The organism is Enterobacter sp. A103, from assembly GCF_034427535.1.
Lineage (GTDB): Bacteria > Pseudomonadota > Gammaproteobacteria > Enterobacterales > Enterobacteriaceae > Enterobacter > Enterobacter asburiae_B.
The window spans coordinates 377,960-389,835 of record NZ_JAXQPQ010000002.1 but is presented as its reverse complement, the minus strand read 5'-3'; the positions used below and the strand labels follow the sequence as shown (position 1 = coordinate 389,835).

Sequence of the window (11,876 nt, the reverse complement as noted above, 5' to 3'; positions counted from 1 at the left end):
CACCCGGCAAAAAAATCTTACTGCGGGAACCACTGCTCGCTGATTTTCTGGTACGTACCGTCAGCTTTAATCGCTTTCAGCGCGCCGTTCAGTTTTTCCAGCAGGGCCTTGTTATCCGGACGTACCGCGATGCCCAGACCCGTGCCGAAGTACTGCGGATCGGTCACTTTCTCGGTTGCGGTGCCCAGCTGCGGATTGGTTTTCAGCCATTCGTTCACCACGGCGGTATCGCCGAACACGCCGTCGATACGGCCATTTTTCAGGTCGATAATCGCGTTCTGGTAGCTGTCATAAGCCACGGTTTTCACTTCAGGATGTTTGTCCTGGAGGTATTTCTGGTGCGTGGTGCCGTTTTCCATCCCGATGCGTTTGCCTTTCAGCTGATCGAAAGAGGTATAGGCGCCTTTCTTCGCAATCACGACCGCCGAGTTGGCGTAGTACGGGTCGGTAAACGCAACCTGCTTGCTGCGCTCAGGCGTGATGTCCATCCCGGAGATCACCGCGTCGTATTTTTTGAATTTCAGCGACGGGATCAGGCTGTCGAAGGCATGGTTGGTAAAGGTGCAGTCGGCCTGCATTTGTTTGCACAGCGCTTTCGCCAGGTCAATGTCGAAGCCCACGATCTGGTTGCTGGCATCCAGCGATTCAAACGGCGGATAGGTGGCGGACACGCCAAAATTGATTTTATCAGCTGCGGATGCGCCAGCGGCGAAGGTGGCGAGTAATGCGGCCAGAACTAACTTTTTCATTGTAATGCTCCCGTCTGTCTTATTTATGCGCCGTGTCTGCGGCATGGATGTACAATGCCATTTAATGAATTTATATGCAATCAAAATGATTAAGTATTATTTTTATGGCAAAAAAAAGCGGATAACCAGAAAGTTATCCGCATTGATTAATCACATTTATGCACTTCTTGCCGGGCGGCGCTGCGCTTACCCGGCCTACGATCTGCGCTCAAACGCCAGCGCTTTACGCTCGATCAGGCGCATCATCAGCGTCAACAGGCCGTTAACCACCAGATAGACCACGCCTGCCGCACCGAACACCATCACGTCATAGGTGCGCCCGTACAGCAGCTGTCCGTGACCCATTACCTCCATCAGGGTGATGGTGTAGGCCAGAGAGGTACTCTTGAACACCAGCACCACTTCGTTGGAGTAAGAGGAGAGCGCGCGCTTAAAGGCGTACGGCAGCAGGATCGCCAGCGTGTCCTTCTTGCTCATGCCCAGCGCTCCGCAGGACTGCCATTGTCCTTCCGGAATGGCGCGGATCGCGCCGTAGAACAGCTGGGTGGTATAGGCCGCACTGTTCAGCGAAAGGGCAATCAGGGCACACAGCCACGGTTCAGAAAGCAGATGCCAGATAACCGGATACTCCTGCAGCGACGGGAACTGGCCCGGGCCGTAGTAAATCAGGAAGATCTGCACCAGCAGCGGCGTACCGGTAAACAGGGTGATGTAGCCGCGCACAATCCACACCAGCACCGGCGTTTTCAGCGTCAGGATGATGGTGAAGATAAGGGCCAGGATCAGCGCCACGATAATGGACGCCACGGTCAGCGTCAGGCTGGTGTGCAGCCCTTTCATCAGCTCGGGGAAATATTCAAGCATCAGCCTGGTCTCCGTTCAAAGCGCGTCGCACGCAGGTCAATACGCTTGAGGATGTACTGACTGAGCAACGTGATCACCAGGTAGATAGCCGCCGCCACAATGTACCAGGTAAAAGGCTCCTGGGTGCGGGTGGCGATGCTTTTGGTTTGCAGCATCAAATCGTTAACGCTGATCAGGCTCACCAGCGCGGTATCTTTCAGCAGCACCAGCCACTGGTTGCCGAGGCCCGGCAGGGCATGGCGCCACATCTGCGGCATGACCAGACGGAAGAAGATCGCTGATTTCGACAGACCTAACGCCTGACCCGACTCCCATTGACCCTGCGGCACGGCTTTCAGCGCACCGCGCAGGGTTTGCGACGCGTACGCGGAGTAGAGCAGGGAGAGGGCAATCACGCCGCACAGGAACGGGCTGACGTCGAAGTTTTCAATCTGCATCTGCATCGGGATCTGCGCAAAGCCAAGATTGATCGTAAAACCGTCCGACAGCGTCAGCAGCAGCTGTGAGGAGCCGAAATAGATAAACAGGACCACCAGAATTTCCGGAAGCCCACGCAGCACTGTGACCAGCGCGGAGCCTGTCCAGGCGACGGGGAACCATTTCGCGGATTCCCACACCGCAAAGAACATCGCCAGCACGAGGCCGATAATCAGTGCGCAAACGGCAAGGCCGACGGTCATCCCGGCGGCGCTTGCTAAAGGAAAAATTTCATTCATCAGGAATTACTTCTGGAACCATTTTTTGTAGATGGTTTCGTAGGTGCCGTCTTTCTTCACTTTTTCCAGCGCAGCGTTGAATTTCTGCTGCAGCTCAGTGTTGCCCTGACGAACGGCAATCCCCAGACCGGTACCGAAGTAATCCTTATCGGTCACTTTGTCGCCCACTGGCGCCAGTTTATCGTTGGCTTTCAGCCACTCGGTTACGACCGCGGTATCACCAAATACGCCGTCGATACGGCCATTTTGCAGATCCAGCTTCGCGTTCTGGTAGCTGTCATACGGAACGGTTGTGATTTCCGGATGTTTATCCATGATGAATTTCTGGTGCGTGGTGCCGTTCTGCACGCCAACTTTTTTGCCTTTCAGCTGATCGACAGAGGCAAATTTACCTTTCTGACCAATGAACAGGGCGGAGTTGTCGTAGTAAGGCGTAGAGAACAGAACCTGCTTTTCACGCTCCGGGGTGATGTCCATACCGGCCATCACGGCGTCTATACGGCGGAACTTCAGGCTTGGGATCAGGCTGTCGAACGCCTGGTTGCTGAAGGTACAGGTCGCGTCGATCTCTTTACACAGGGCGTTAGCCAGGTCCACGTCGAAGCCAACAATTTTGTTGTTCGCATCAATCGACTCAAACGGAGGGTAAGAGGCTTCCGTGGCGAAACGAATGGTCTGAGCTGCGGTAGCGGAAAGGGTAACGCCAGCAAGCAGCACGGCAAGTAATACTTTTTTCATTATATTTCCCCTGACACAATCAATGAGATAAATAGTTTTTGAAGGCATCGGTTTGCGGGTTCGCGAAGCAGCTCGCATCACCTTGCTCAACGATATACCCGTTTTCCATGTAGACCACACGGCTGGCGGTTTTACGCGCCACTTCCACTTCGTGGGTGACGATAACCTGAGTAATATTGGTTTCCGCCAGCTCGCGAATGATGCTGACGATCTGGGCGGTGATTTCCGGGTCCAGCGCCGCGGTCGGTTCATCAAACAGCAGTACCGCAGGCTCCATCATCAGCGCGCGGGCAATGGCTACGCGCTGCTGCTGGCCACCGGAAAGGTGCAGCGGATAGCGGTCGCTGTAAGGCTTAAGGCGCAGACGATCCAGCAGCTTTTCAGCGCGCGCGATCGCCTGATCCTTGCTTAACCCCAGCACGCGGCACGGCGCTTCAATCAGGTTTTGCAGGACGGTCAGATGCGGCCAGAGATTGTATTGCTGGAAGACCATGCCGACGTTTTGACGCAGTTCGCGAATCGCTTTATCAGACGGCGTTTTCGCAAAGTCAAAATGGTTACCGGCAATTGCCAGCGTACCTGAACGGGGCATCTCAAGCAGATTAAGGACGCGCAGAAGGGAGCTTTTGCCTGCACCGCTTGGGCCAAGCAAAACCAGCGTTTCGCCTTCCGGGCAGTTCAGCGTGATGTCAAACAGCGCCTGGTGTGCGCCGTAGAAGCAGTTAATGCCGTTTAGTTTAATACTCATCGGGGCAGTCTTTACTCATCCAGGCAATCTATAGCAATTGAGGCCGCAGATAGTACCGTTGACAGAATAGTTATGCAATATTTATGCGTTAAAAGTTAAATATAACCCGTGTTTCCTCTTAAACATAGCACAAAATAGCGAACGGTAAGGTCGGCGAGAATAAATGTCGGCATTCCGCATGAAATGCCGCACATTTTACGGGGGTTACCAGGTTATATCGGCGAGTTTAGCGATTCTCAATCGACTGGCGAAGCGTGCCTGCCGGGGCATGAACGCTGCCGCCAACGTAGCGCACGTCGTCTACCGCCCAGCACTGTCCTTCACGGATCATCAGTACTTCATCCTGCCAGGTTTGGGTTCCCTGCGTCAGCTTAACGCGCAGCGGAATATTACGCGCATCCGTGTTCGGGATGGTTGACGCGCTGGCTACTTCGGCGCTGTCCGGCAGCGTGGTGCGGCTCGAGAACGGATCGGATTTCAGCAGGGCGTTATGCTGCGGATCGCGGGTAGCGTCGTTAAGCAGTTTTGCCAGACCGTCGCTCAGATACGGGCGCAGGCCGGTGAGATCGTTGCTGCGGTGCTGAATGCGATAATCATAGAACTGCTGCGCCACGGCGTCCGGGCCGCCCTCAATGCAGGGGCCGCTGCGGGTACCGATATCCTTAAAGGCTGGCGTGACCGTGGTGGTACAGGCGCTGAGCACCAGCGCGCAGGGCACCAAAAGTGTTAAAGCAGAATAGCGCATGTTGATTTCCTTATTTATTAACTATCCTTTCAATCATAGCGTAACGAACCGATAATGCTGTGCCTAAGGCATTGAACGCTAAAGAAGGAGAGAAACCATGCAGTTTTCAACAACGCCAACCCTGGAAGGGCAAACAATAACCGAGTATTGCGGTGTGGTTACCGGCGAAGCGATTCTCGGCGCCAATATCTTCCGCGACTTTTTTGCCGGTATCCGCGATATCGTTGGCGGCCGCTCGGGCGCATACGAAAAAGAGCTGCGCAAAGCGCGTGAAATCGCCTTTAAAGAGCTTGGCGAGCAGGCGGAAGCCCTCGGCGCTGATGCGGTTGTGGGGATTGATATCGACTACGAAACGGTCGGGAAAGATGCCAGCATGCTGATGGTGAGCGTAAGCGGTACGGCGGTGAAAACCCTTCGATGACGCGTTCGTTTGCCACGCTCCTGCTGGCGCTGCTGCTGGCAGGATGCGTCACGGAAAAAGGGATTATCGACAAAGGCGCCTACGAGCTGGACACGCATCATCAGGCGCAGGCGGCTTACCCGCGCATCAAGGTGCTGGTGATCCACTACACCGCGGATGACTTTGACAGCTCGCTCGCCACGCTGACGGATAAGAACGTCAGCTCTCACTATTTGATCCCGGCTAAACCCCCTGCTCCGGACGGTAAGCCGCGCATCTGGCAGCTGGTGCCCGAAAGCGAACTGGCCTGGCATGCGGGCATCAGCTTCTGGCGCGGCACCAACCGGATTAACGATACGTCTGTCGGCATTGAGCTGGAGAACCGCGGCTGGCAAAAAACGTCGGGCGTTAAGCATTTTACGCCGTTTGAGCCGGCGCAAATTGCGGCGCTGGTGCCGCTCGCCAAAGACATTATTACCCGCTACAACATCAGGCCTGAAAATGTGGTGGCCCATTCCGACATCGCCCCGCAGCGCAAAGACGATCCCGGCCCGCTGTTCCCGTGGCGTGATCTGGCGCAGCAGGGGATTGGTGCATGGCCCGACCCGGCGCGGGTGGCGTTTTACCTGAACGGCAAGCCGCGCGACGAGCTCGTGGAGCCGAAGGTGCTGCTCGATCTGCTGGCGCGCTACGGCTATGAGGTGACCGATAACATGACAAATGCGCAGCAGAAGCGCGTTATCGTCGCGTTTCAGATGCATTTTCGCCCGGCGCGCTGGGACGGCGTGGCCGATCGCGAAACGCTGGCTATCGCGGAGGCGCTGCTGGAGCGCTACGGGCAGGGGTAATCCTTCGGGTTACCCGACTTCACCTTTACAGGGTCTTCTTTTGGACTGATATTTTAATCACATTCACGTCGTAAATGTTTTATAGTTTCCTCAGTCGAAATTACTCGCAAACGTGGTTGACAATATATCAGCACGACAAATAAGAAATACGGATGTTCTAAAGTCTTAACTTTACTTTACATTTGTTAAATGGACTACGCATTTATGCGCTGTGATTGCACACGTTCACCTTTTTCAATTTAATATTAATAGGTATAACAATGTTAAGTATCTACAGTAAAAATAGCCGTCCACAAGCAGAACTTGACGCCCTTATCGCGGCAACTGAAGGTTTTGAAGAAAGAACCTTACGCAAATGGCAGCGTATCAGTACCGATAACAACGAAGATATTCATTTTATCGTGAGCGGTGAAGTTGAATTCCGCCGCGAGTCGGATGAACTGTGTATGTTCACCTTACAGAATAAATGTATTTTTGGTCTCTCCTCAATTTATTACAACTCAACGCATATGTACGGCCTGGTTCGTGCCAATACCGTGGTGCGCACCATTAAAAAAGATGATTTTGTCCGTCTGATAAGCGAAAAAAACCTGTGGGAAGCCTTGAGTAAAGTCCTCTCCTGGTACGTTTGCCTGCTCAGCAAGCGTGACGAAGTGCTGGTGGCCCGCAGCGCGTACTCGATTGTTCGCGAGTTCTTGCTGGAAATTAACGAACTGATTGTGCACCATCAGCGCGATATCAATATTTATGACTATATTCAGGAATATACCAGCCTGGCCCGCAGTACCATTATTAAAATACTCGCCGACCTGAAAAAAGGTAATTATATTCAGGTTGAGAAAGGCCGCCTTATGTATTTATCAGCATTGCCGGAGAAATATTAATCGCTATTTATCTCCTTTTTAACTGAAAGGAGGGCTATGGTTCATTACATTATTTGCCTGCGTTCCTGCCGTGGATTCATCTACAGGAGGCGCGGGCATTTTCCCTTGCGAATAATCTTTTTCCTGCTCTTTTAACGCCTTCATCAATAATGCCTTGATCGCCCCGTCATCAACTGTCTGACCGGTATTATCCCGTTCGGGGATAGCAGAATGGCTCACTTCTGTCCCTGGCAGTGTATCCCGGGAAAGATTATTCGGCATTTCACCGTCGGGCGCCTGCTGCCAGTCGGCATCGCCGCTATCAATGGGCATCTCCTGCAGCGGCGGCATCTCTTTTGTTACCGGTTCTGGCTTTGGTTCAGGCTGCGGGAACGGTTTACTGACATAGACATAATGCATATCCGATAGCGTCGTTTCTGGCTTAACGGCGCTTGCTTTTATTGGCTCAGGTGCCGGATGGCGCAGATCCCAGTAGAGATGAGCATAGAGTCCCGCAGCGATCGTCATCACTATTCCCACCACCCAGAGCAGGGTGGCGCAGACCGCTTTTTTCAGCGAGGGGCGCCGGTAAGAAAACCAGACCGGTGCGTTCAGGGTATAGCTGCGCTGGGCAGCCAGAGTAATCGTCGACATTATGAATGTTTCTCCTGCGCGGTGGGGGTCGCAGATATATTTGCGGACTGAATAAGTACGCTTGGCGTAGTCCTGGTTTCACGCATTAACTGCATCAATGTATCTTCACCCGCAATCCCGTCCACATGCAGATGCATTTTCTGCTGAAACTCGCGGGTACGTTGCATCAGTTCGGCCGTCCACGCCTTTGTATGGGTTTCAGGTAGATTCAGCGCCAGGCTAAGCTGCTGATCCATCCAGCCCAGATCTTTGGCGCTGCTTTCGGCGCTCACGGCATCTTTCCCCTGCGGCGTAAGGCGGTGCAATTGGGTGTAATTGCCGGTTGCATGCTGGTTAAACCAGCTGCGGCTCACCTGCCAGGTGCGATTATTCATCAGCAGATCCAGCGAGTTATCATCTACTCTGGCCACCACGGCATAGTTCAGGTGATCGCCTGTTTTGATCTCGCCGATCCACGGGTAACCCTCTTTTGCCAGCTCTTCGACCGGAGCGCTGCCCTCCTTACACATCAGGTTGACCTGCCCGGCGTTCTGGCAGAGCGCCTCTTCCATCGTGGCGTCATAACCCCACATGGTATAGAGCTGATGCATCGCATCGGGCTTATTCACCACTTCATTATCGATAACCGGCACCGCTGGGGCGTCGGTTTTTGGCGCCTGCGGTTTCCAGCTGGCCATCACGGGCAGCTGTACCGGCAGTCTGGCGGTAATGGTGGGCATCAATGTCCAGCCGCAGGCGGCAAACAGTACGGAGGCAAAAAGGCCCATAACGGCAAGGCGTTTGCCCTTTGGTTTCGCCGGCAGAACTTCTCCTGCGGCGAGGCGCAGATGGCGCGGCGATACCTGCGCTGAACGCTCGGTCCAGGCGGCTAGCATCGCAAGGTGCGCCAGTTCGTTGAGTTTGCCTGTCTGTCCTTTGGTCAGAACATGCATCCTGCGCATGCGGGCCCGGGTGAACGGCGTTGCGTCGCTGCCATGTGCTTCACACTGGGCCTGAACATAGCTCAGGGACTCGCGGCAGGTGAGGGGCCGGAGCGTGTGATGCGTATGAAGAGATTCACGCAACCCGGACTGCTGGAGGGCGGCTTCCTGGTCGGCCGATCCCATCAGCACAACCGACAGAGGCACATCCAGCTCCTGCGCGCGGGTTAACAACATGGACAGTGCGTCATGGCAATTCGCTTTCATCGACTGAATATGCGAAATGACCAGCACTTTACGCGTGGTTTTGCGGGACAACATCTCGTCCTGCCACTGACGCAGCACGGCATCAATAGCCTGGATCCGGGTTTTGCTCTCTTTAGTGGTGGCGTTGAGTTTATAGAGCAGGCCGCTGGCGCTGAGTTTTGGGAAGGCGTTAATGGCAAGCAGCGTGCCTTCATGCTTTTTCAGCGCATCGCAAAACTGCGAGGCGAGATAGCTGTCGTCGCTAAAGAGCGCAGTGACGCCTGTTGTCTGGCACTTCTCTTTCAGCAAACCGAACACATCCTGATGATACGGAACAAAAAAATCACCTGACATCCGGGTGATAGCCCGGAAAGGCTGGGTAGTGAAATTAAAATGGCGCATATACATAGCGTATTACCGTCTCTTTGATTCATAGCAAGGAGCCGGAAAAGTAAAGGATATAGGCGGAAGGGGCAATTTGAATGCAGGATAAAAATATTCTGTCTACGCCTCTATCATAGGTTTATTTAACGATCAATCTTTTTCTAAATTATTGTTAGCGGAAGTGTGAATAGTCGGGAGTGAGGATACACATTAGTATTTACGCCACTTACTCATACAGCCCTGTGCTGTGAATTACTGACTGGCAGAAAGGCTCGTTAAAAAATGCGGATGTCATTTGTTACTCAATTGATTATGCCCTGCGTCATGTTTGTGCTGCTTATATTCTGCGGCCAGCAAGGGTATATGGTTTATAAAGATTATAAAAAAGTGACGAACAGGTTGTCTGATTCAAAAAAGACTATGCAAAAAAAAAGTCACGATGAAACCCAGTTTGTGCTTTTTACGCCGGCGGTGATGCCAGCGAAACAGCCAGCGGCGGTGAAAAAGCCGCTCAGTGCGGAAATCGAAGGTATTCTCAGCAGCGATGAAGCCTGGCTGTCCTTTGCGGTGATAAAAACTCCCGCAGGACAAAAGAGCTATCGCGAGGGCGAAATGCTCGCCGGTTTTGACAATGCCTATATTGCCGAAATTCATCCTGATAATGTGGTGGTGAATTATGAAGGCGCGCCGCAGGTTATTTCACTAAAAAAACCAGAATATTTCAAAGGCGGCGTTGACAGCGCCCCGGTAACCAAATCGAAGAAAGATGCAGGGTTAGATAATCTGCATCTGGATGATTATCTGGTGTTAAAACCATTAATCGAAAAAGGCCAGCTGGAAGGCTACAACATTAATCCACGCAATGCGTCGCTTTTCTACAGCCATGCTGGCCTGGAAAAAGGTGATGTGGTGGTAAAAGTTGACGATGTGGATATGACTAAAGAGGCGCAGGCAAAAGAGCTCGTTGCCCGCTGGTCAAAAATGAAAGAAGCGGATGTCGTTATCCGGCGTCACGCTCACCTTGAAAATATTCGGGTCAATGTTCTTAACAATTAATAAGTGTACAGACATGAAGAAATTTCCATGGGCGTGCGTAGCGCTGACCGCATTGTCGTTATATTCAGGTTCGCTGTTCGCGGCGAACTTTAGCGCCAGTTTTAAAAATACCGATGTCCGCGAATTTATCGATACCGTCGGGCGTAACCTCAATAAAACCATTCTGGTCGATCCTTCCGTTCAGGGAACGGTGTCGGTTCGCACCTACAACGTCCTGACGGAAGATGAATATTACCAGTTCTTCCTGAGCGTGCTGGATCTCTATGGTCTGTCGGTGATTCCGATGGATAACGGGATGGTGAAAGTCGTGCGCTCGTCGGTAGCGCGCATGTCGGGCGCACCGATTGCCGACAGCAAAAACCCTGGCAAAGGCGACGAAGTCATCACCCGCGTGGTGCGGATGGAGAACGTTCCGGTACGTGAGCTGGCCCCCCTGTTGCGTCAGCTGAACGACGCCTCCGGCATCGGTAACGTGGTCCATTTTGAACCGTCAAACGTGCTGCTGTTAACCGGCAAAGCCTCGGTGGTTAACCGCCTGGTGGATCTGGTGCAGCGTGTGGACCAAAGCGGCGTCCAGCGCCGTGAAATCGTGCCACTGCGTTTTGCCTCGGCCAAAGAGCTTTCTGACATGTTGAACAACCTCAACAACGAAGAGCAGAAAGGGCAAAACGCTCCGCAGCTGGCGACCAAAGTGGTCGCCGACGATGAAACTAACAGCCTGGTGATCAGCGGCAGCCCGGAGGCGCGTCAGCGCACCCGGACGCTGATCTCCCAGCTCGATCGCGAGCAGAATAACGAGGGCAACACCCGCGTCTTCTATCTGAAATACGCCAACGCCAGCAAAGTTGTGCCGGTGCTGACGGGGATCGGCGAGCAATTGAAGGACAAAACGGGCGGTGGCAAGAGCAAAGCCGCGCCGATGGCAGGCGATCTGAATATTTCCGCCGACGAGTCTACCAATTCGCTGGTGATCACCGCCCAGCCAAACGTCATGAATTCACTGGAAAAAGTGATCGACAAGCTGGATATCCGCCGTCCGCAGGTGCTGGTGGAGGCGATCATCGCCGAAGTTCAGGACGGTAACGGTCTGGATCTGGGCGTGCAGTGGACCAGTAAACACGGTGGGGTTCAGTTTGGTTCGACCGGCCTGCCGATCAGCCAGATCAAGAAGTCAAAAGTCATTGGCAGCTATACGGGCCTGGCGACCGGTTTCTTTAACGGCGACTTTGGCGCGCTGATGACGGCGCTGTCCACTAACGGCAAAAACGACATTCTGTCGACGCCGAGCGTGGTGACGCTGGATAACAAAGAGGCGTCGTTCAACGTTGGTCAGGACGTTCCGGTCCTCTCCGGTTCGCAGACCACCAGCGGCGATAACGTCTTTAACTCGGTGGAACGTAAAACCGTCGGTACGAAGCTGAAAATCGTACCGCAGATCAACGATGGCGACATGATCCATCTGAAGATCGAGCAGGAAGTTTCCAGCGTGGATAACACCTCGACGGCCGATGCCAGCCTGGGCCCAACGTTCAACACCCGCACCATCAACAACGAAGTGATGGTCCACAGCGGGCAGACGGTGGTGCTGGGTGGTTTGATGGAAAACGTCACCAAACAGTCGGTCTCGAAAGTGCCGCTGTTGGGCGATATTCCGGTGGTGGGCCAGCTGTTCCGCTATACCTCCCAGGACAGCGCCAAACGTAACCTGATGGTGTTTATCCACACCACCGTACTGCGCGACGACGACAACTACGGCGCGGTGTCGAAAGAGAAATATGAGCAGATCCAGGTGCGTCAGCAGCAGCGTATGGAAGAGCACAAGCTGGGCATCGTAGAGAATGCGGATTCACCGATGCTGCCAGCCTATCCGTCCCAGAGCCGCGCCGCGCCGGTGAGCGCCAGTGCGCCGGTGTCGTCCCGCAACCCGTTTAAAGAGTAAGGCGCA

General features: G+C 53.6%; 13 protein-coding genes. 5 read left to right on the top strand and 8 right to left on the bottom strand.

The genetic code is table 11. The annotated features are described in order from the left end of the window. Positions 1-17: 17 nt before the first annotated feature. The 6 genes from artJ to SPH27_RS07255 form a co-directional block, all read right to left on the bottom strand. A complete protein-coding gene (artJ, locus tag SPH27_RS07280; RefSeq protein WP_021240923.1) occupies positions 18-749 on the bottom strand; it encodes an arginine ABC transporter substrate-binding protein ArtJ in 732 nt (243 codons plus the stop codon). Positions 750-944: 195 nt separating this feature from the next. Continuing rightward, positions 945-1,613, bottom strand: coding sequence for an arginine ABC transporter permease ArtM (gene artM, locus SPH27_RS07275; protein WP_033145048.1), 669 nt, complete (start codon positions 1,611-1,613; stop codon positions 945-947). Further along, complete coding sequence (gene artQ, locus SPH27_RS07270; protein ID WP_182071441.1) at positions 1,613-2,329, bottom strand: arginine ABC transporter permease ArtQ; 717 nt, start codon at positions 2,327-2,329, stop codon at positions 1,613-1,615. The genes artM and artQ overlap by 1 nt, the downstream gene beginning before the upstream one ends. A gap of 6 nt (positions 2,330-2,335) precedes the next feature. After that, positions 2,336-3,067 carry an arginine ABC transporter substrate-binding protein ArtI gene (artI, locus tag SPH27_RS07265; RefSeq protein WP_182071442.1) on the bottom strand — a complete coding sequence of 244 codons (732 nt, stop codon included), beginning with the start codon at positions 3,065-3,067 and terminating at the stop codon, positions 2,336-2,338. A gap of 19 nt (positions 3,068-3,086) precedes the next feature. Further along, positions 3,087-3,815: an arginine ABC transporter ATP-binding protein ArtP gene (gene artP / locus SPH27_RS07260; protein WP_023310942.1), complete on the bottom strand. Its 729-nt coding sequence runs from the start codon at positions 3,813-3,815 to the stop codon at positions 3,087-3,089. 226 nt (positions 3,816-4,041) lie between these two features. Next, positions 4,042-4,560, bottom strand: coding sequence for a lipoprotein (locus SPH27_RS07255; protein WP_023310943.1), 519 nt, complete (start codon positions 4,558-4,560; stop codon positions 4,042-4,044). Between the two features lie 97 nt (positions 4,561-4,657). Here SPH27_RS07255 and SPH27_RS07250 point away from each other — a divergent pair, with 97 nt between their 5' ends. From SPH27_RS07250 to SPH27_RS07240, 3 genes are all read left to right on the top strand, one after another. Further along, entirely contained in the window at positions 4,658-4,981 is a 324-nt protein-coding gene (locus SPH27_RS07250; protein WP_023310944.1) for a heavy metal-binding domain-containing protein, read from the top strand. After that, the gene (locus SPH27_RS07245; protein WP_182071443.1) at positions 4,978-5,808 is read left to right on the top strand and encodes an N-acetylmuramoyl-L-alanine amidase; all 831 of its coding nucleotides are present in this window, start codon (positions 4,978-4,980) and stop codon (positions 5,806-5,808) included. The genes SPH27_RS07250 and SPH27_RS07245 overlap by 4 nt, the downstream gene beginning before the upstream one ends. A 260-nt stretch (positions 5,809-6,068) precedes the next feature. Continuing rightward, the gene (locus SPH27_RS07240; RefSeq protein ID WP_058842134.1) at positions 6,069-6,692 is read left to right on the top strand and encodes a helix-turn-helix domain-containing protein; all 624 of its coding nucleotides are present in this window, start codon (positions 6,069-6,071) and stop codon (positions 6,690-6,692) included. Between the two features lie 18 nt (positions 6,693-6,710). On the opposite strand, the gene SPH27_RS07235 is transcribed toward SPH27_RS07240, so the two are convergent. After that, a complete protein-coding gene (locus SPH27_RS07235; protein ID WP_143347315.1) occupies positions 6,711-7,325 on the bottom strand; it encodes a hypothetical protein in 615 nt (204 codons plus the stop codon). Beyond that, entirely contained in the window at positions 7,325-8,899 is a 1,575-nt protein-coding gene (locus SPH27_RS07230) for an ExeA family protein (protein WP_182071444.1), read from the bottom strand. Before SPH27_RS07230 ends, SPH27_RS07235 begins: the two co-directional genes overlap by 1 nt. A gap of 300 nt (positions 8,900-9,199) precedes the next feature. Between SPH27_RS07230 and gspC the strand changes: the two genes are divergently transcribed. Together gspC and gspD are read left to right on the top strand one after the other, a co-directional pair. Beyond that, complete coding sequence (gene gspC / locus SPH27_RS07225; RefSeq protein WP_182071455.1) at positions 9,200-9,931, top strand: type II secretion system protein GspC; 732 nt, start codon at positions 9,200-9,202, stop codon at positions 9,929-9,931. A 13-nt stretch (positions 9,932-9,944) separates the two neighbouring features. Next, on the top strand, positions 9,945-11,870 hold the full coding sequence (gene gspD / locus SPH27_RS07220; protein ID WP_182071445.1) for a type II secretion system secretin GspD: 1,926 nt from the start codon (positions 9,945-9,947) through the stop codon (positions 11,868-11,870). Positions 11,871-11,876 lie beyond the last annotated feature (6 nt).

Coding starts and splice junctions, on each gene's coding strand:
- artJ (WP_021240923.1), bottom strand. CDS start 749: ATGAAAAAGTTAGTTCTGGCCGCATTACTCGCCACCTTCGCCGCTGGC.
- artM (WP_033145048.1), bottom strand. CDS start 1,613: ATGCTTGAATATTTCCCCGAGCTGATGAAAGGGCTGCACACCAGCCTG.
- artQ (WP_182071441.1), bottom strand. CDS start 2,329: ATGAATGAAATTTTTCCTTTAGCAAGCGCCGCCGGGATGACCGTCGGC.
- artI (WP_182071442.1), bottom strand. CDS start 3,067: ATGAAAAAAGTATTACTTGCCGTGCTGCTTGCTGGCGTTACCCTTTCC.
- artP (WP_023310942.1), bottom strand. CDS start 3,815: ATGAGTATTAAACTAAACGGCATTAACTGCTTCTACGGCGCACACCAG.
- SPH27_RS07255 (WP_023310943.1), bottom strand. CDS start 4,560: ATGCGCTATTCTGCTTTAACACTTTTGGTGCCCTGCGCGCTGGTGCTC.
- SPH27_RS07250 (WP_023310944.1), top strand. CDS start 4,658: ATGCAGTTTTCAACAACGCCAACCCTGGAAGGGCAAACAATAACCGAG.
- SPH27_RS07245 (WP_182071443.1), top strand. CDS start 4,978: ATGACGCGTTCGTTTGCCACGCTCCTGCTGGCGCTGCTGCTGGCAGGA.
- SPH27_RS07240 (WP_058842134.1), top strand. CDS start 6,069: ATGTTAAGTATCTACAGTAAAAATAGCCGTCCACAAGCAGAACTTGAC.
- SPH27_RS07235 (WP_143347315.1), bottom strand. CDS start 7,325: ATGTCGACGATTACTCTGGCTGCCCAGCGCAGCTATACCCTGAACGCA.
- SPH27_RS07230 (WP_182071444.1), bottom strand. CDS start 8,899: ATGTATATGCGCCATTTTAATTTCACTACCCAGCCTTTCCGGGCTATC.
- gspC (WP_182071455.1), top strand. CDS start 9,200: ATGTTTGTGCTGCTTATATTCTGCGGCCAGCAAGGGTATATGGTTTAT.
- gspD (WP_182071445.1), top strand. CDS start 9,945: ATGAAGAAATTTCCATGGGCGTGCGTAGCGCTGACCGCATTGTCGTTA.